The sequence below is a fragment of the Curvibacter fontanus genome (assembly GCF_054780335.1).
Window position 1 is genome coordinate 93,328 of sequence record NZ_BAAGWN010000046.1, and the last position, 18,495, is coordinate 111,822.

Annotated in this window: 20 protein-coding genes; 7 read left to right on the plus strand and 13 right to left on the minus strand. The window is 64.0% G+C overall.

All coding sequences use genetic code 11. From position 1 onward, the window contains the following. Positions 1-118 precede the first annotated feature (118 nt). From ACYVH8_RS16645 to ACYVH8_RS16685, 9 genes are all read right to left on the minus strand, one after another. Positions 119-1,351 carry a TolC family protein gene (locus tag ACYVH8_RS16645; protein WP_460489930.1) on the minus strand — a complete coding sequence of 411 codons (1,233 nt, stop codon included), beginning with the start codon at positions 1,349-1,351 and terminating at the stop codon, positions 119-121. Between the two features lie 218 nt (positions 1,352-1,569). After that, entirely contained in the window at positions 1,570-1,929 is a 360-nt protein-coding gene (locus ACYVH8_RS16650) for a hypothetical protein (RefSeq protein ID WP_460489931.1), read from the minus strand. 57 nt (positions 1,930-1,986) lie between these two features. Then, positions 1,987-4,182: a copper-transporting P-type ATPase gene (locus tag ACYVH8_RS16655; protein ID WP_460489932.1), complete on the minus strand. Its 2,196-nt coding sequence runs from the start codon at positions 4,180-4,182 to the stop codon at positions 1,987-1,989. A 12-nt stretch (positions 4,183-4,194) separates the two neighbouring features. Beyond that, a complete protein-coding gene (locus tag ACYVH8_RS16660) occupies positions 4,195-4,428 on the minus strand; it encodes a DUF2933 domain-containing protein (protein WP_460489933.1) in 234 nt (77 codons plus the stop codon). 92 nt (positions 4,429-4,520) lie between these two features. Further along, complete coding sequence (locus ACYVH8_RS16665; protein WP_460489934.1) at positions 4,521-4,862, minus strand: copper-binding protein; 342 nt, start codon at positions 4,860-4,862, stop codon at positions 4,521-4,523. A gap of 68 nt (positions 4,863-4,930) precedes the next feature. Beyond that, a complete protein-coding gene (locus ACYVH8_RS16670; RefSeq protein WP_460489935.1) occupies positions 4,931-5,425 on the minus strand; it encodes a cupredoxin domain-containing protein in 495 nt (164 codons plus the stop codon). A 23-nt stretch (positions 5,426-5,448) separates the two neighbouring features. Next, on the minus strand, positions 5,449-6,861 hold the full coding sequence (locus tag ACYVH8_RS16675) for a multicopper oxidase family protein (protein WP_460489936.1): 1,413 nt from the start codon (positions 6,859-6,861) through the stop codon (positions 5,449-5,451). Between the two features lie 17 nt (positions 6,862-6,878). Continuing rightward, positions 6,879-8,312 carry a TolC family protein gene (locus ACYVH8_RS16680; RefSeq protein WP_460489937.1) on the minus strand — a complete coding sequence of 478 codons (1,434 nt, stop codon included), beginning with the start codon at positions 8,310-8,312 and terminating at the stop codon, positions 6,879-6,881. After that, complete coding sequence (locus tag ACYVH8_RS16685) at positions 8,309-8,635, minus strand: hypothetical protein (protein WP_460489938.1); 327 nt, start codon at positions 8,633-8,635, stop codon at positions 8,309-8,311. Before ACYVH8_RS16685 ends, ACYVH8_RS16680 begins: the two co-directional genes overlap by 4 nt. A gap of 153 nt (positions 8,636-8,788) precedes the next feature. Here ACYVH8_RS16685 and ACYVH8_RS16690 point away from each other — a divergent pair, with 153 nt between their 5' ends. Together ACYVH8_RS16690 and ACYVH8_RS16695 are read left to right on the plus strand one after the other, a co-directional pair. Next, on the plus strand, positions 8,789-9,472 hold the full coding sequence (locus ACYVH8_RS16690; protein ID WP_460489939.1) for a heavy metal response regulator transcription factor: 684 nt from the start codon (positions 8,789-8,791) through the stop codon (positions 9,470-9,472). Next, positions 9,473-10,849 carry a heavy metal sensor histidine kinase gene (locus ACYVH8_RS16695; RefSeq protein ID WP_460489940.1) on the plus strand — a complete coding sequence of 459 codons (1,377 nt, stop codon included), beginning with the start codon at positions 9,473-9,475 and terminating at the stop codon, positions 10,847-10,849. 105 nt (positions 10,850-10,954) lie between these two features. Here ACYVH8_RS16695 and merA read toward each other — a convergent pair whose 3' ends face one another. From merA to merT, 3 genes are read right to left on the minus strand one after another with little or no spacing between them, the layout of a single operon-like run. Continuing rightward, positions 10,955-12,646, minus strand: a complete 1,692-nt coding sequence (merA, locus tag ACYVH8_RS16700; protein ID WP_460489941.1) for a mercury(II) reductase — start codon at positions 12,644-12,646, stop codon at positions 10,955-10,957. A 10-nt stretch (positions 12,647-12,656) separates the two neighbouring features. Further along, a complete protein-coding gene (merP, locus tag ACYVH8_RS16705; RefSeq protein ID WP_460489942.1) occupies positions 12,657-12,935 on the minus strand; it encodes a mercury resistance system periplasmic binding protein MerP in 279 nt (92 codons plus the stop codon). A gap of 15 nt (positions 12,936-12,950) precedes the next feature. After that, complete coding sequence (merT, locus tag ACYVH8_RS16710; protein WP_460489943.1) at positions 12,951-13,301, minus strand: mercuric ion transporter MerT; 351 nt, start codon at positions 13,299-13,301, stop codon at positions 12,951-12,953. Between the two features lie 71 nt (positions 13,302-13,372). Between merT and merR the strand changes: the two genes are divergently transcribed. Together merR and ACYVH8_RS16720 are read left to right on the plus strand one after the other, a co-directional pair. Continuing rightward, positions 13,373-13,807, plus strand: a complete 435-nt coding sequence (gene merR, locus ACYVH8_RS16715; protein ID WP_460489944.1) for an Hg(II)-responsive transcriptional regulator — start codon at positions 13,373-13,375, stop codon at positions 13,805-13,807. A gap of 176 nt (positions 13,808-13,983) precedes the next feature. Continuing rightward, complete coding sequence (locus ACYVH8_RS16720) at positions 13,984-14,277, plus strand: CopK family periplasmic copper-binding protein (protein ID WP_460489945.1); 294 nt, start codon at positions 13,984-13,986, stop codon at positions 14,275-14,277. A 375-nt stretch (positions 14,278-14,652) separates the two neighbouring features. On the opposite strand, the gene ACYVH8_RS16725 is transcribed toward ACYVH8_RS16720, so the two are convergent. Next, the gene (locus ACYVH8_RS16725) at positions 14,653-16,854 is read right to left on the minus strand and encodes a heavy metal translocating P-type ATPase (RefSeq protein ID WP_460489946.1); all 2,202 of its coding nucleotides are present in this window, start codon (positions 16,852-16,854) and stop codon (positions 14,653-14,655) included. A 222-nt stretch (positions 16,855-17,076) separates the two neighbouring features. On the opposite strand from ACYVH8_RS16725, the gene ACYVH8_RS16730 reads away from it, so the two are divergent. The 3 genes from ACYVH8_RS16730 (at position 17,077) to ACYVH8_RS16740 (ending at position 18,337) form a co-directional block, all read left to right on the plus strand. Beyond that, positions 17,077-17,178 carry a hypothetical protein gene (locus ACYVH8_RS16730; RefSeq protein ID WP_460489980.1) on the plus strand — a complete coding sequence of 34 codons (102 nt, stop codon included), beginning with the start codon at positions 17,077-17,079 and terminating at the stop codon, positions 17,176-17,178. Between the two features lie 16 nt (positions 17,179-17,194). Beyond that, the gene (cadR, locus tag ACYVH8_RS16735) at positions 17,195-17,662 is read left to right on the plus strand and encodes a Cd(II)/Pb(II)-responsive transcriptional regulator (protein WP_460489947.1); all 468 of its coding nucleotides are present in this window, start codon (positions 17,195-17,197) and stop codon (positions 17,660-17,662) included. A gap of 102 nt (positions 17,663-17,764) precedes the next feature. Beyond that, positions 17,765-18,337, plus strand: coding sequence for a TMEM165/GDT1 family protein (locus ACYVH8_RS16740; protein ID WP_460489948.1), 573 nt, complete (start codon positions 17,765-17,767; stop codon positions 18,335-18,337). Positions 18,338-18,495 lie beyond the last annotated feature (158 nt).

Below are 18,495 nucleotides of genomic sequence, written 5' to 3' on the forward strand. Positions count from 1 at the left end.
CCGAGGGGGGCATCCGAGCGCCGAGTTGCCAGAATCCGAGGGCCACGATGACCAGGACGAGGACAACCCAATAGACCGGAACTTGCAGTGTTTTGACTTGAATCTTCATGGCTTCACCTCATTCCCGCACCGGGGACGAATTCGGGATCAGAAACTCGAGAGCCGCCCACAGGCGTGCGGCCTGCAGCTCGATATCGATGCGCTCGATGGCCAGCATGAGAGCTGCCTGGCGGGCTTCCAGGACCGAGGTCAACGGTGTCGTGCCGGAGCGGTAGGCCGCAAGCACGGCTTCCACACGCTGTTGCGCAAGCGGGAGACGATCCCGGTCGATCAGCTGGAGTTGCGCCAGGGCGGCGCGCCAGCCCTGGCGTTGGCGCTCGATATCCAGCATCCGCTCGCGTCGGGCTTCGTTCAGTTCGGCCTCCAGCGCGTCGGCCTGGGCCAGGCTCGCGGCCAGCTCCCGGTCCTGGCGCTGGGGACGATCCCAGGTCAGCGGCACCGACAGCCCGACCGACATCATGTCGGAGTACTGCGGCCCGCGTTTGCTCAGCATCAGCTCCACACTCCAGTCCGGCTCACGCTCCAGCCGCATCACCTCGGCATTGGCACGTGCGGCCTCCACGCGGGCTTGCATGGCGCGCAAGGCAATGTGCTGATCCAGGGCCGCCGCAAGGGGCTGCGCATCCAGGCTGGAACTGGAAATCGGCAGGAGATCGTTCAGGGTGATGCCGGTGACCAGGCCCGTCCATCGCGCCAGTGTGCTGCCTGCAGACGCCTGCTCAGCTTGCATCTGCAGCAGCGCCTGCTCCAGCCGTGACTTGGCATCCCGCGCAGCGATCCAGTCGGTCTGGGCGCCACGTCCGCTGCGAAACGCTGTCTCCGTCGCCAACACCTGGCGCCCGGCCTCGTCGATCTGTGCTTTCAGCAGGCCGATCTTGAGCTCGACGGCACGCAGCTCAAACCAGGCCACAGCGGTCTCACGCTGGATCTCCGTGACCACCATGTGTCGCTGTTCGAGCGCTGCATCGGCCTCCCGCTCGAATTTCTGGCTGCGCGCCTGGCGCTTGGCCTGGCTGGGCAAGGTCTGCATGATCCCCACCGACTGCATCGTCATGAAGTCATTGCTGGTGCTCCAGCTGTCCGCGCCGTTGACCGGCACGTTGTTCAGGGACAGGCGCAACACGGGATCCGGGCGTTGTCCCGCAGCCACCGCCAACTCCCGCGCCGCTCTGGCATTGGCTGCGGGAACCGCCAAGGCCTGCGAGCGCTCCAGTGCGGCCGCAATGGCGGATCGCAGACTGAGGTCTGCCGGATCCGGGGCAGCGGCCCAGGCCGGCCAGGCTTCCAGCATGAGCAGCAGCAACCCTGCGGCAACCCAGATGGTCGACCATGGGCGAGACGAAAAGGTGCGGCGAACCGGCCTGTAGGGGCGGACGCCGTGAATCGCCCCTGCTGGGGCGTGATGGGATGAATACATACTGACCTCCGGATACGGCAGAGCCAGGCCTGGGGCTTGGCCAGCGAATGCACGGCCCCGGCCCTCAGGGACGGGGACTCAATGCAGCGGGGTCAGATTTGGGTGGGAGGTCGCCAGATGGCGCTCAGCTTGGCGGGAGGAGGGGTGGTCTGGAACCAGGTCGCCGGCTCCACATGACCGGCTGCAAGAGGGATGATCGGCGGCATAGGCAGCGCCATGCTCGCCATCCCCCCGCATTCAAGCCCGGTCTTGCATGCCTTGCCGGTTTTCTGGGCCGTGGCCAGGTCGTTGCAGCAGTCCGTGGCAGATCCCCCCAAGCCCGTGTCCGCCTCATCTGCGGTGACCGGTGACGTCATGCCATCCATCGGGCAGGGAGGCGGCAAGGCGCGCATCGTCGCACTGGCCGGCAAGGCCAGCGCGAGACTCAGCATCAGGGTCATCAGCTTGCGCATGGTCGAATTATAGGAGCCGTCCGGAAGAGTGCCAATCTGGCTGAGGCGCGTGGATGCTCAACGCCGCAGACGCAGTGCGTTGCCTATTACCGAGGCCGAGCTCAGACTCATGGCCAGGGCTGCAATCAGCGGTGACAAAAGCCAGCCCGTGAAGGGGTAGAGCACGCCGGCGGCAACAGGAATGCCCAATACGTTGTACAGGAACGCGAACATCAGATTCTGCTTCATATTGCGCACCGTGTCCTGCGACAGCGTACGCGCCGCAACGATGCCACGCAGATCGCCCTTGATCAGCGTGACCTGCGCGCTGTTCATGGCCACATCGGTGCCCGTACCCATGGCGATGCCGACATCGGCCTTGGCCAGCGCCGGCGCATCATTGATGCCGTCTCCAGCCATGGCCACCACCCGGCCTTCGCGCTGCAGCCGTGCAACGAGGTCCAGTTTGTCTGCCGGTTTGACCTCGCCATGCACTTCATCGATGCCGAGCCGCTGGCCCACGGCTCTGGCCGTGGTCAGACCGTCACCGGTCGCCATCACGATGCGCAGTCCAGCGGCCTTCAGGGCCTCCAGCGCCTCAGGGGTGCTCGTCTTGATCGGGTCGGACACCGCCAGCAAGCCGGCGAACTGTCCATTGACGGCCAAGTACATGACGCTGGCGCCTTCGGCTCGGAGTTTTTCTGTCTGGGGCATCAGACCGTCTACCTCTACACCCGCCTGCTGCATCAAGGCCGTATTACCCAGCAATACCTTTCGCCCCAAAATCAGACCACTCACACCTATGCCCGAGCTGGACTCGAACTGGCTGGGCTTGTCCAGCGACAAACCCAGCGCCCGGGCGGCCTTGACGATGGCATCGGCCAGCGGATGTTCGCTGCCCTGGTCCAGGCTGGCGGCCAGACGTAATACCTCACGCTCCGAGAAACCAGGGGCGGCAACCACCCGATCAAAGGCCGGCCGCCCTTCCGTCAGGGTCCCGGTCTTGTCGATGATCAGCGTGTCGATCTTGCGCAGGTTCTCAATCGCCGCGGCGTCCCGGAACAAGACGCCCTGCGTGGCGCCTTTTCCCGTGGCCACCATGATGGACATGGGGGTGGCCAGGCCCAAGGCGCAGGGGCAGGCAATGATCAGGACCGCCACCGCATTGATCACGCCATAGACCCAGCTGGGCTGGGGACCCCAGAACCCCCAGACCAGCAAGGTCAGAACGGCGATGGCCACGACGACCAGCACGAAACCGCCGGCGACAACGTCAGCCATGCGCTGCATGGGGGCCTTGGAGCGCTGCGCTTGGGCCACCATCTGGACGATCTGAGCCAGCATGGTGGTCGAACCGACGCGCTCCGAACGCATGATGAGCGCGCCATTGGTGTTCAGGGTGGCCCCGATCAGCTGGTCTCCGCTCCTTTTGCTCACCGGCAGGGGTTCCCCGGTGAGCATGGATTCGTCGACCGCACTGGAACCTTCCACCACAACCCCGTCGACTGGTACTTTTTCACCAGGACGCACGCGCAGGAGATCGCCGACGTGAACATGGGTAAGGAGAATGTCCTCCTCTGTGCCGTCGTCGCGGATGCGGCGGGCCGTTTTGGGGGCCAGGCCCAGCAGGGATTTGATGGCCGCGGAGGTCTGGGAGCGGGCCTTGAGTTCAAGGAGCTGCCCCAGCAGCGTCAGCGAAATGATGACGGCCGCAGCCTCGTAGTAGACCCCGACACGACCCATGGAGATGAAGGAAGCGGGAAAGATCTGAGGTGCGACGGTCGCCAGGACGCTGTAGAGAAAAGCCGCTCCCGTCCCCAGCCCGATCAGGGTCCACATATTGGGACTGCGGTTGAGGACAGACTGCCAGCCGCGCGAGAAGAAGGGCCAGCCGGCCCAGAGCACGATGGGTAGTGACAAGACCAGCTCTACCCAGGTCTGGGTGGCGATACTGAAAAGCGCCAGCTGATGGCCGAACATGGCCAAGACGGTGACGACCACGGTCAGGGGCAGGGTCCACCAGAAGCGGCGCTGGAAGTCCTTCAACTCCGGGTTCTCATCCTCATCCGCTATAGGCAGCAAAGGCTCCAGCGTCATGCCGCATTTGGGGCAGGTACCCGGCTGGTTTTGTCGAATCTCGGGGTGCATGGGGCAGGTATAGACCGTCCCCGCCGCAGGCAGCGTCACCGCTTCCGAAGAAGCACCCGTCGACTTGGGATGGTGGTGCGTGTGAGCATGCCCCTGATGATGCCGATGCTGGCCGTCTGCCGTCATGTCTCACTCCCGTTAGTCTTGTCGGGGTGGATGATATGCATGCCCACCATGCCCGTGGAAAAGATGCATCAAGGGGCAGGCCAGGAGAATCAAATAGGGCCACATCCCCAGGACATGCCCCCAATGCTCGCGCAGCAGATAGAAGGCAGCAATCACCAAAGCTGTCACAGCTGCCAGGACGGCAGGGCGTGCCCGGAACGGGCGTGGTTGCTCTGAATGAGATCCGTGATCCCTTACGTGACTCATGGTGCTTCGCCTCTCAAACAATGGGCGCGCAGAAAGCAAGGCACGGCTGGATTCTGTCCTGATCCAGCCCGTGCGCTACGGAAGGCCCAGAATCATTGCGCGGGTTGAATATCGGTGAGCAACATCTTCCCGCCTTCGTTGACGACCATGAACTTGACCTTGTCGCCAGGCTTGATGTTGCTCAGCAAGCCCTTGTCCTTGACGGTGAACACCATGGTCATGCCGGGCATGTCCATGTGCTTGATGTCACCGTGCTTGATCGTGACCTTGCCAGCGGCCGGATCGACCTTTTTCACTTCGCCATCGGTCATCATGGCCGCCCCGGGCATGCCCGCCTTGCTGTGTTCCATCATGCCCTGGGCCGAACTGAGCAGGGGCCATGCCATGCCCATGGATACAGCACTGATCATCAGAATTTTCTTGATCGCATTCATGTCTATTTCTCCAAATGGTGTTGATGGTTTGAACCGAGGCTTTGCCTTGGATCAATGCGCTTGCATGCTTACTTTTTCCCGACCCGGACGACGCCCTTCATGCCTGCTTCATAGTGGCCGGGCATCAGGCAGGCGAAATTCACCGTACCGGCCTTGGTGAACTGCCAGATGATCTCGCCCTGTTTGCCCGGAGCCAGCGTGATCTTGCTGGGTTCGTCGTGCTCCATGTCGGGAAACTTCTTCATCTGCTCCAGATGCTCCAGCAGCTCCTGCTGCGTGCCGAGGCTCAGCTCGTGCTTGACCTTCCCGACGTTCTTGACCACGAAGCGGACGGTTTCACCTTGCTTGACCTGAACGTCGGCAGGGGCATAGCGCATGTTGTCGTTCATTTCGATGGTGATGCTGCGGTTGACCCGTGCAACCACGCCGGGCTTGCCGATCGCCGTCTCCTCATCGTCGTGGCCGTGGCCACCGGCATGCTTGCCGCCGGCAAAAGCCGAGCTGGACAGGGCAATGGCCATCAGGGCCGTCACTTTGACCAGAGTGTATGTCTTGTGCGTCATGGGTATCTCCTTGGAGTAAAAAATCAGTGCCCGCTGTGGGACTGAGGTTTGCGAACCTTGACTTCGGTCGGCTGGCTGGGGGTCTGTACGCGGGGCATGGATTGGCCGCCTTCGGCCTTGAACCGCGCAGGCTCGCCGAGCGGGCCTTCGTACTCGTGAGCCACCGTGCCTTCGGGGTGCTTGAACCAGCCCGGGTCTTTGTAGTCGCCGGGTTTTTGATCGCGCCGCACCTTGAGCACGCTGAACATGCCGCCCATCTCCACCGAGCCGAACGGACCCTCGCCGGTCATCATGGGGACGGTGTTGTCCGGTATGGGCATCTCCATTTCCGTCATGTCCGCCATGCCACGCTCCCCCATGACCATGTAGTCCGGGATCAGGTTGTTGATCTTCTTGGACAGGCCGCTGTGGTCCACGCCGATCAGCGTCGGGATGTTATGTCCCATGGCGTTCATGGTGTGGTGGCTCTTGTGGCAGTGGAAGGCCCAGTCGCCTTCTTCATCCGCGAGGAACTCAATCTGGCGCATCTGGCCGACCGCGACATCGGTGGTCACCTCATACCAGCGCGTGCTCTTCGGGGTGGGGCCGCCATCGGTGCCGGTGACCAGGAACTCATGGCCATGCAGGTGGATGGGGTGATTGGTCATCGTCAGATTGCCGATCCGGATCCGGACCTTGTCGTTCAGGCGGACGTTGAGCGAGTCGATGCCGGGGAAGATGCGGCTGTTCCAGGACCACAGGTTGAAGTCCAGCATGGTCATGATCTTGGGGGTGTAGCTCCCGGGATCGATGTCGTAGGCGTTCAGCAGGAAGCAGAAATCCCTCTGCACCTCGTCGATCAGCGGGTTCTTGACCTTCGGGTGGGTCACCCAGAAGCCCATCATGCCCATGGCCATCTGTGTCATCTCGTCGGCATGCGGGTGGTACATGAAGGTGCCCGGCCGGCGCGCCACGAACTCGTAGACAAAGGTCTTGCCGGGTTGAATCGAGGGCTGGTTCAGGCCGGCGACGCCGTCCATGCCGTTGGGCAGCCGTTGGCCATGCCAGTGGATGCTGGTATGTTCCGGCAGCTTGTTGGTCACGAAGATGCGCACGCGGTCGCCCTCGACCACCTCGATGGTGGGCCCGGGACTCTGGCCGTTGTAACCCCAGAGGTGGGCCTTGAACCCGGGCGCCATCTCGCGAACCACCGGCTCGGCCACCAGGTGGAATTCCTTGACGCCCTGGTTCATGCGCCAGGGCAGGGTCCATCCGTTGAGCGTGACCACCGGGTTGTAGGGGCGGCCGCTGTTGGGGACCAGGGGGGCCATGGTGTCCGGGCTGGTCTGGATGACCGGCTCGGGCAGCGCGGCCATGGCCACGCGGCTGACCGAGGCCGCTGCAACGGCGCCGCCGGCGATGCCTGCGAACTTGAAAAAATCTCTTCTGGATGTCATTGCGGATTCCTTGGAAATCAATGGCCGGCGGCGGCAGAACCGGACGCAGGCGCCGCGGCAGATAGCGCCGTACTGGTCGGACGCCCGACGAGGGAGGCCTGCAGGGCCGCGTCCGCCAGCCAGAACTGCTGCTCCGTGTTGATGGCGGCGATGACCGTGTTGACCTGGTCGCGTGCGTCGGCCAGCAGTTCGAAAACGCCGATGATCATTCCGTTGTAGCGCAGCTGGTTCTCATCGGAGATCACCCTGCGCAGCGGGACCACCTCATCGCGGTGATGGCGCGCGACCTCGTAGGCGGTGCGGTAGGCGGAATAGCTCTCACGCAGACTCGATCCGGCCGCACGCACCGTGGCTTCCAGCTGGTTGGCCGCAGCCAGGGTACGCGCGCTCATCGCATCACGCTGCATGCCGCCCCAGTCGAAAATCGGCAGCCGCACGCCGATTTCATAGCCGCGCGGGTCCGAGCGGCTGCCCGTCGCGCTGTCGGTCTTGGTGTTATGACGCGCCGTGAGTTCGATGTCGGTGAAGCTGGTCACCGTGGTCAGGCCCTGGGATCTGGCATAAGCCTCGTAGTTCGTCTGCGCGAGCCGGATATCCAGGCGGTTGCGCGTGGCTTGCGAACCTGCGGTCCGGGGATCCATGGCCTGCCTGGGCAGATCCGGCAGGCGCTCGGGGAGCTTGAGCAGTGGGGCCTGTGCTTCATCGAGCCCCAGCCGGCGGACCAGCTCCTCGCGCGTTGCCGTGGCCTGATGGCTGGCCGTGGCCAGGCGCGTGGCGGCATCTGCGTAGAAAGCCTGCTCGCGGGCACGGCTGATGCGGCTGAAGTTGCCCGCGGCCTGCATGCGCCGGGCAATCTCGGCGGTGGCTTCTGCGCTTTCGTACACCTGACGGGCATAGCGGAGGGTTTGCTGCGCCGCGACGGCGCGCACCCAGGCCTGTCGGACCTGCGTGACCTGGTCCACCACTTCGCTGGTCAGACGCAACTGCGACTGCTCGATGCGGTAGCGGGAAATCCCCTGGCGCGTCGGCAGCGTCAGCAGGTCCAGCAGGCCGAACGACAGGGCGCGTCCAATCTCCAGCTCGTCGCCCGCGACCATGCGCTCGTAGCTGAAAATAGGGTTGGCGATCCGGCCGATCTGGGCTGCGTCGGCTGATTCCGCCCAGCCCTGGGCCAGCAAGGCCTGCAGGGAAGGGCTGTTCACCAGTGCCAGCTGAACGGCTTCGCGCTGGCCCAGAGCCTGGGCGAGGAGGGTTTGGGCGGCCTCAGCCCGCTCCTTGCGCTCCTGCTCCGTGCGCGAGAGCGTCAGTTTCTTCTCCGTGAAGCTGCTGGCCTCGTCGTTCACGCGGCTGACGTTCTGTTCAAGGCTGACGCTGGCGCAGCCGGACAGAACCGCCAGAGTCACGGCCGATATCGCCAGCTTGGCGCCGCTCGAAGGCAGGGTGCGTCTCATGGCTTGGAACCTCCGTGATGCCCTTCATGGGCCGGCGACGAAGGCGCCGCGTCCTTGGCAGGCTCAGCCGTTCTGGCCTCCCTGGCATAGGTGCGCCATCCCCCGATACGGCCGACGGTGTCGTTGGCCTCCCGCCAGGACTGGACCGGCTGGTCGGCGTAGGCCTGATAGCCGCTCAGGGGCGAGGTGTAGCTCAGGTGGATCTGGGGTTGCGGCGGTGGGGTCTGTTCGGCCGTGGTCTGTGCCATGGCTGAGCCGGCAAGCAAAGCCATCGTCCAGGGAAGCGATTTTCCGAAAGACAGGCTGTGGGTAGGGATGGTCATGGATTCCTCTTGGGTTGAGACGCTGATCTCAGGGAGAGATTCTGAAAATCCGACGCCGTCAGAAAGCTGACTTCCAGATTACATTTCTGTCATCTTGACGACAGAGGGCAGAAACTTGTCAAACTGGCGCCGATTCGGCTGTGGAGTGCATGTGTGAAGATATTGATCGTTGAGGACGAGCACAAGACCGGGGATTATCTGCGCCAGGGTCTGGGAGAGGCCGGTTTCGTGGTCGATCTGGCGCGAGACGGAACGGACGGGCTGCACCAGGCCCTGCAGGAGTCCTACGATCTGGTCATCCTGGATGTCATGCTGCCCGGCATCGATGGCTGGCAGGTCCTTCAGGGCATACGCAAACGCGGGCTGCAGATGCCGGTGCTGTTTCTCACCGCGCGCGACCAGGTGGAAGACCGCATCAAGGGCCTCGAACTTGGCGCCGACGACTACCTGGTCAAGCCCTTTTCCTTTGCCGAGCTGCTCGCCCGGGTGCGAACCATCCTGCGGCGCGGGCGCAGTGGTACGGAGCCGACCACGCTGCTGGTGGCCGACCTGGAGCTGGATCTGCTGCGTCGCCGTGTCACCCGGGGCGGCCGGAAAATCGACCTGACCGCCAAGGAATTCGGCTTGCTGGAGCTGCTGATGCGTCGCCGCGGCGAAGTCCTGCCGCGCTCCCTGATCGCCTCCCAGGTGTGGGACATGAACTTCGACGGGGACACCAATGTCATTGAAGTGGCCATGCGGCGGCTGCGGGTCAAGGTCGACGAAGGTCGTGATGTCAAGCTCATCCAGACGGTGCGGGGCATGGGCTACGTGCTGGAAGCCCCGGAGGAGTCCTGAGTGCCTCGGTCCCTGTCCCTGACCTCCCGTCTCACCCTGTTCTTCACGCTGCTCTCGGCGGTGATCGTCCTGGGCCTGGGGGTGATTTTTCTGGTGGCGTCCGAGCGTCATTTCATCGTCCTGGACGATATCGTCCTGCAAGACAAGCAGCGCCTGGTTGGTGAGCTGCTCGCCACGTCCAGCGCGACGCAGGACGTCCAAGTCCGATTGAAGGAGGCGCTGGACCATCACCACGGCCTCTATGTGCTGATCAAGGACACGGAGGGGAACGTCTTTTTCGAATCGGACGATTTCAACTGGCCTGACGCGGCAGCACTGCCCGAACCCGGTGGCGCCCCGAAATCCCTGCACTGGACCCGCCGCGGCCGCGGTTACCACGGGCTGGCCCAGTGGCTGGAAAGCGATCGCGGCGGATCGACCCGCAGGCTCATCCTGGTCGCCATCGATACCGAGCACCACACCCATTTCATGGCGCAGCTGCAGCAGACCCTGGTGCTGTATGCCGTGCTCGCCACCCTGGTCAGCGGGTTTGCAGGCTGGTTCGCCGCACACCAGGGCATGGCCCCGCTGCGCGCCATGAAATCAAGAGCCTCGGTCGTCAGTGGCCAGCAGCTCAATCCACGCATGCCGGTCGAGGCCGTGCCCGTCGAAATGGCGGATCTGGCCAATGAACTCAACCGCATGCTGGATCGGCTGCAGCAGGATTTCCAGCGCCTGTCCGATTTTTCATCCGATCTGGCGCATGAGCTGCGCACGCCCATCAGCAACCTCCTGACGCAGACACAGGTGGCCCTGTCCAACCGGCGTGATGCCGACACCTATCGCGACATCCTGGCGTCCAACGCCGAGGAGTTCCAGCGCCTGGCACGCATGGTGTCCGACATGCTCTTTCTGGCCAAGACCGAAAGAGGGATCCAGCTCCCCAGCAAAGAACTGTTCTCCGCCGCACAGGAGGTCCAGGCCTTGCTGGATTTCTACGAAGCTGTGGCCGATGAAAAAAATGTACGCATGAGCCTGCACGGCGGCGGCAACATCCTGGGCGACCGGCTGATGTTTCGCAGGGCGGTGAGCAACCTGCTGTCCAACGCACTGCGGCATACGAAGACGGCGGGTGAGGTCCGCATCGAGATCAGCGATCACGAGAGCTCGACCCAGGTCACCGTCGAAAACACGGGCGATGGCATCGACCCGAAAATCATGCCCAGGCTGTTTGACCGCTTCTATCGAGCAGATCCGTCACGGGCGCAACCGGACTCAGAAGGCGCCGGGCTGGGACTCGCCATCACGCGCGCGATTGTGGAGGCGCACGGGGGGAAGATCAACGTTTCTTCAGCTCAGGGCAGAACAAGATTTTCACTGGAGTTCACAAAAACATGAACATCCGAGGGCGTCTCCGAGCCGGCTTGGTGCACGCCACGTCCGGTAGCCGCCTGCTTGCGCAAGCCGTTGATGAAGGCGCAGACGCTCATCCGCTCCGTCTCTTCAGCCGGCGCAGCAAGACAGTTGCTTCACGTCCTTGTGGAAGGTCTGCGCCGCGAGCTTCAACCCTTCGACCATGGTCAGGTAGGGGAACAGCTGATCGGCCAGCTCCTGAACGGTCATCCGGCAGCGGATCGCCAGCGCTGCCGTCTGGATCAGCTCACCCGCTTCTGCTGCCACCACCTGCACGCCGATCAGCCGTCCCGAGCCGGCCTCGGTGACCAGTTTGATGAAGCCGCGCGTGTCGAAGTTGGCCAGCGCCCTCGGCACATTGTCGAGCGTCAGGGTCCGGCTGTCGGTCGCGATGCCATCGTCGCGCGCCTGCGCTTCACTGCAGCCCACCGTCGCCACCTGCGGATCGCTGAACACCACCGCCGGCATCGCGGTCAGGTCCAGCGCAGCGTCGCCGCCGCTCATGTTGATCGCGGCCCGCGTGCCGGCTGCCGCCGCCACATAGACAAACTGCGGCTGGTTGGTGCAGTCGCCGGCAGCAAAGATGTGCGGTGTGCTTGTTCGCAGGCGTGAGTCGATGGCGATGGCTCCTTGCGCGTCGACCTCGACGCCTGCCGCACCGAGATTCAGGCGGGACGTATTCGGTGCACGCCCGGTGGCGATCAGCAGCCGGTCGACGCGCAGCTCGCCGTGCCCGGTGGCGAGTGCGAATTCCCCATTCGCATAAGCAACTTGAAACGCCTGGGTATGGTCCAGCACCTTGATGCCCTCGGCGCGGAAGATGGCCATGATGGCTGCGCCAATGGCCGGGTCTTCGCGCAAGAGCAGTGTGCTGCGCGCCAGGATGGTGACCTGGCTGCCGAGCCGGGCAAATGCTTGCGCCAGCTCCACGGCAACCACCGACGAGCCAATCACGGCCAGGCGCTCAGGTACCGTGTCACTCGCCAGCGCCTCGGTGGAAGTCCAGTAGGGCGTGTCCTTCAAGCCGGAGATCGGTGGAATCGCCGGACTCGCACCGGTCGCAACCAGGCAGCGGTCAAAAGTCACTTCCCGGCTCCCACCGTCAGAAAGCAGGACGGTCAGCGTGTGCGCGTTCTTGAAACGAGCCTCGCCGTGCAGCACGGTGATGGCCGGGGTACTCGCCAGGATGCCTTCGTACTTGGCGCGGCGCAGCTCCTCGACACGGCTCGACTGCTGGGCCAGCAGTCGCTCGCGCAGTACGGCGGGCGCGCAGGCAGTCAGACCTTCATCGAACGGGCTTTCGCGACGCAGGTGGGCGATGTGCGCAGCGCGGATCATGATCTTGGATGGCACGCAACCGATGTTGACGCAGGTTCCGCCAATGACGCCCCGCTCGATGAGGGTCACACGCGCACCCTGCTCGACAGCTTTCAGCGCCGCCGCCATCGCCGCACCACCGCTGCCGATCACGGCCACGTGCAGCGCTGGTGCGCTGCCGACGTGCTTTGCCCCCCTGCCCGTCCAGTCGAGCGCCTTGTCGAACAGGCCGCCTGGGAGCGGGCCCTGAGAGCCGGCAACCCTTGCGCGGTAGCCGAGCGCGTTCACAGCCGCGACCAGCTGATCCGGGCTCACGCCCGCATCCGCCTCGATCTCGGCCCGTTTGCGCGGACAGGACACCGAGATCGAGCGCACGCCGGGCACGTTTTCCAAAGACTGCTGGATGTGCACGGCGCACGACGTGCAGGTCATGCCGTCGATGTGCAGGGTGATCGTTCCGGTCATGACCATGCCCTCACGGTTTTACGGCAGCGGGATAGCCCGCGCTCTCAGTAGCCTTGGCCAGCGCTGCGGCGCTGGTCTTGGTGTCATCGAAAGTCACGATGGCCTCACGTTTCTCGAGGCTGAACTCGGCTTTCTGGACACCAGCGACCTTGAACAGGGCCTTCTTGATGGTGATCGGGCACGCGGCGCAGGTCATGCCGGGCACCGATAGGGTGACGGTCCTGGTGGTAGCCCAGGCCGGGGTGCTCAGGGTGGCGATCAGGGCGATCAGGGCGGCGAGTTTCTTCATGACGCTCCTTTCCTTTCAATAGAACAGCGGCAGAACGTAGGGAAACGCGATGGCAAGCAAGACCAGGGCAACCACTGTCCAGAAAATCAGCCTGGAGACCGTCCGTACCTGCGGCACGGTGCAAAGGGCGTCCGGTTTGCAGGTTTGTGCCGGGCGGAAGATGCTGTGCCAGGCAAGGAGCAGCGCGACGAGTGCCGCGCCGATGAACAGCGGCCGGTACGGCTCCAGTACGGTCAGGTTGCCGATCCAGGCGCCCGAAAAGCCGACCGTGACCAGCACGAGGGGGCCAAGGCAGCAGGTGGATGCGAGGATGGCGGCGAGGCCGCCGGCGACCAAGGCGCCGCGACCGCTCGTGGGTTCCGACATGAGGTTCTCCTTCCGGGTTTTCGGTTGATGCTGTAACGTTACGTCCGTAGTCAAGTACGGAGTCAAGCGCGATGAAGAACGATCTGGAGAGCCTGACCATCGGCGCCTTTGCCAAGGCGGTCAGGGTCAATGTGGAGACGATCCGCTTCTATCAGCGCAAGGGCCTGCTGCCGGAACCGGCGCGGCCGTATGGGGGCATACGCCGCTATGGTCATGCGGATATGGCGCGGGTGAAGTTCGTGAAGTCAGCCCAGCGCCTGGGATTCAGCCTGGATGAAGTCGGCCAGCTCCTGAAACTCGCGGATGGCGCCCACTGCAGCGAGGCTGCCGGGTTGGCTGCCCTGCGCCTGGCCGACGTGCGCACCCGCTTGGCAGACCTCGCGCGGATGGAGGCGGCGCTGTCGACGCTGGTGAGCGAATGCAACGCGCAGCAGGGCAAAGTTTCCTGCCCGTTGATCGCGGCCTTGGATTGCTCTCGAACAGAATGCTTCGAGCACAAAGCATGAGCCGCGAAGGCGTGCGCAATGCCCGTTGCAGCCTTTCTCTTCCCGATGTATCGGATCTGACGCAAATGTAATCACCGGCACATCTTCATGTCAGGGCCGATCGACAGAATACAGGACGTGCATTCGCACAAGGTGCATCAAGTGACGTTGCACCTGTATTCAAGAAAGGAACTGATATGAACGCCCGCATCACCTCGCTCTTCGCCGCCGCTGTGCTCAGCACCCTGGCATCGACCGCTTTTGCTTCCGACTCGCTGGCGAACAATGTCGACAAAACCTACCGCCTCAAAGACGGCGGCACTGTGTACGTTTTCAAGGACGGGAAAATGGCTGCGGCCGACAAGTTCGACCGCGTTGTCCACGTCTCCAAAGGCCAAGTCCTGGAGACGGCTGATGGCCAGAAGATTTCCATGACCAGCAGCGAGAGTGCTCGCCTCGGCTTCCTGCAGCGCCAAGGGCACGAGAACTGACCTGTCATCCATTGATGTTTTCTTTACGCATGACATCTTGCCGTTCCGGCTGAGCCTGTCGGGGCCCTTCGACAGGCTCAGGGCGAACGGATGTGAGGTGCTCGCCATGACTGCCAAAGCTCCAGCCCAGCACGGCCTGTGCAAGGCATAGATTTCGTTCGATTCGCGGCGGCGGTTTCGTGCCGGCAATGCACGCTCACTGCCGCCCAACTGAGTTGCAGCGGGAGCAGGGCCAGCAGAAGAATGGAGAGCCAGCGGCGGCGCATGGGTGGCATTCTCGTAGACGCTGCATGTTGGCGCCGGAAATCGGGCGGTGCCGTGGCATGACGGGTTCTGGCGCTCGAGGTTGATAGGGGCTGTTTTCATGCGCCCCCTTCAAGTCTTGGTCTTCAGCAGGCGCAGGCCGTTGAACACCACGATCAGGCTGGCGCCCATGTCGGCGAACACGGCCATCCACATGGTGGCGCCGCCCAGAACCGACAGCACCAGGAAGACCGACTTGATGCCCAGGGCCAGCACGATGTTCTGCCAGAGCACGGACCGGGTACGACGTGAGAGCCGGATCAGCTCGGGGATGCGGCGCAGGTCGTCGTTCATGATGACCACGTCGGCCGCCTCCATGGCCGTGTCGGTGCCCGCCGCGCCCATGGCGATGCCGATGCTGGCGCGCGCCAGGGCCGGCGCATCGTTGATGCCATCTCCGGTCATCGCGGTCACCCCATAGCGCGTCTGCAGATCCTCGATGGCCGTCAGCTTGTCCTCGGGCAGCAGATTGCCGCGTGCATCGTCGATACCGGCCTGGCGGGCTATCGTTTGCGCGGTCGCCGGGTTGTCACCTGTCAGCATCACCGAGCGCACCCCCAGAGCGTGGAGCTCGCTCAGGGCCTCGCGTGAACTCTCCTTGATGGTGTCGGCCACGGCAAAGAGGGCCAGCACCTGGTTCTCCATGGCCAGCAGCGTCACGGTGCGCCCCTGCGCCTCGTGTTCTGCCAGCCGTGCCTCGATCGCCGGGGTGCACAGGCCCCGCTCCTCGATCAGGCGGTGGTTGCCCAGGATGAGCGTCTGGCCATCGGTGCGGGCCTGGGTGCCACGGCCGGGCAGGGCCGTGAACTGCTCCAGCTGTCCGTTGCTGTGACCCAGTCCCTGGACGATGGCCTTGGACACGGGATGATCGGAATGGCCCGCCAGATCGCCGGCCCAGCGCAGCACCTGTGCCTCCGGGATCGGTGAAGGCAGCACCTCGGTGGCCACCAGCCGGGGCTTGCCCTCGGTGATGGTGCCGGTCTTGTCCAGCGCGATCGCCCTGATCTTGTGAGCGTCTTCGAGGTAGACCCCGCCCTTGATGAGGATGCCGCGGCGCGCCGCCGAGGCCAGGCCGCTGACCACCGTGACCGGCGTGGCAATCACCAGGGCGCAGGGGCAGGCGATGACCAGCAGGACCAGGGCCTTGTACAGGGCCGCCATCCAGCTCAAGCCCATGAGCCAGGGCGTCAACAGCGCCACGGCCACGGCGAGCGCGAACACCGCCGGGGTGTAGATGGCAGCGAAGCGGTCCACGAACTGCTGGGTCGGCGCGCGGCTGCCCTGGGCCTGTTCCACGGCCCGGATGATGCGGGCCAGCGTGGTGTTGCCGGCGGCGGCGGTGACGCGCACTTCGAGCGCGCCGGCGCCGTTGATGGTGCCCGCGAAGACCGGATCGCCTGCGATCTTGTCCACCGGCATGCTCTCGCCCGTCACCGGTGCCTGGTTGATCGCACTGTTGCCGGTCATGACCACGCCATCGAGTGGAATGCGCGCCCCGGGCTTGACCCTGACGATGGCCTCCAGGGCAACATCGGCCGCGGCAAGCTCCTTCCATTCGCCGTCGGGTTGGCGGATTTCAGCCCTGTCCGGCGTCAGATCCAGCAGGCTCTTGATGGCGTTGCGCGCCCGGTCCACGGCCCGCGCCTCGATGAGTTCAGCGATGGCATAGAGCGCCATCACCATGGCCGCCTCCGGCCATTGGCCGATCAGGAAGGCGCCTGTGACTGCCACCGTCATCAGGGCGCTGATGTTCAGCCGGCCCTGCCGCAGCGCGGTCAAGCCCTTGCTGTAGGTGGAGAAGCCGGCCAGCCAGATCGCCGCCGCCGCCAGGGCCATGCCGGCGCCTTTGTAGACGGCCGTCTCCGGCGCGAAGAAGTCCAGCAGTTCGGCGGCAATGGCCAGCAGCAGTGAAGCACCGAGGCGCCACAGCCCTTCGGCCATGGGGGCGTGCGGTGCATCCTGTGCAAGTGGCGCGACAGGCTGGGGATCAAAGCCGGCCTGGCGGATGGCGTCCAGAGCACGTGCGATGACTTCGGCCGGGGCATCGATGCGCAGGGTGCGCGCCGACAGCTGGAAGCCGAGGCTCCGCACGCCGGCAATGTCCGCCAACGCATGCCGGATCTCGCTTTCCTCGGCAGCGCAATCCATGGCCGGGATGCGGAAAACCGCGCCTGGGGCGCCGGCGGGTCCGGTTTCGACGCGAACGGGCGCCGGCGTGACACTGCAGGCGCATCCGTGGTCCTGGTCCTGCGCTGAGCTGTTCCGTCGCTGCATTTCCACTCCTTGTTGGATTGAATTGGAAACCCTGTAGCGGCTATAGAGTCAAGCCGCTAAGATGCGATCACCCGGATCCCATAGCCACCTTGCCATGTCGGAAGCCCTGCGCGTCTCGATTCTGTACGTTCTCACCGCCGTGGCGGAGATCGTCGGCTGCTGCCTGCCCTGACGGTTTACGGTGGTGTCGATGTGGTGGCAGCGTTGCTGAGGCCTTGGCGTGTGGAGGGTGTCACGCCCACACGTCGGGATCCGGTGGGCGGGACGGTCTGTCTGCTGGGCCTGGCCCTGATCGCCGTCCAGCCTCGAACCGTCGCGGCTTGATCGTGGGGAGTTGAGTATGAAGATCGGTGATCTGTCGAAACAGACCCAAACCCGGGTCGAAACGGTCCGCTACTACGAGCGCGAAGGTCTGCTGCCCGAGCCCGCCCGTACTGAAGGCAACTACCGAATTTATGGTGAGGCCCATGCCGAGCGACTGACTTTCATCCGGCACTGTCGCAGCCTGGACATGACCCTGGATGAGATCCGGCAGCTGCTGCGCTTCAAGGATGCCCCCGGATCGGACTGCGGTGATGTGAATGCACTTCTGGATGCGCACATCGGCCATGTGGCCGACCGGATTCGGGAGTTGCGTGCGCTGGAGAAACAGCTGAAAAGCCTGCGTGAGCGTTGTGGCGAGGCTCAGGCGGCGGCGAACTGTGGGATCCTTGACGAGCTGTCACGGCCTCTGAGCAATGAAAAGTCGAGTACAGCCGCGCAGGGCCATATCCACAGAACGCATAGAGATATAGCGCGAATAAAGTGACTTTTATTTTGCATTCAAGTTAGTCGTCGCCATCAAAAATCGGCGCAAAACTCGACGGCCTCCAATGATGAGTATGCTGAAACCGGAGACTAGAATCGGCCGGTGGAAGCTTTTCTGATATCGACCGGCCTGGTCGCGCTGGCCGAAATGGGTGACAAGACCCAGTTGCTCGCCCTGCTCCTCGCCATCCGTTTTCGCAAACCCTGGCCCATCGTGGCCGGCATCCTGGTGGCCACCCTGTTCAACCATGCCCTGGCCGGGGCGGTGGGCACCTGGGTGACGACCGTTCTGGGTCCGGTCTGGCTGCGCTGGATCCTGGGCCTGTCTTTTCTGGTCATGGCGGTCTGGATGCTCATCCCGGACAAGATCGATGAAGACGCGGGCGGGGCCCGGGCGCCGCGCTGGGGGGTGTTCGGCACCACCGTGATCGCTTTCTTCCTGGCCGAGATGGGCGACAAGACGCAGATCGCCACCGTCATGCTGGCGGCGCAATACCAGGCCTGGGCCTGGGTTGTCGCCGGCACCACGCTGGGCATGATGCTGGCCAATGCGCCCGTGGTCTGGCTGGGTGAGCGCATGACCCGGCACATCCCCATACGCCTGGTCCATCTGGTTTCGGCGGTGATCTTTGCCGGTCTGGGGCTGCTCGCGCTGCTGGGCTGGGGCTGGGGCTGAGACTTGGACTTATACTCATCATCAGCGCCGATTTGAACCCGATTGCGGGCGCCGGAACCCTGGAGTTCCGAAGTTCAGCTAAAGAGGCAAGGTGTTTTCATCTTCTGAGACCCGGCCAGGCTGAATGCTATGCCGGGTTTTGTTTTGTGAGAGCCAGA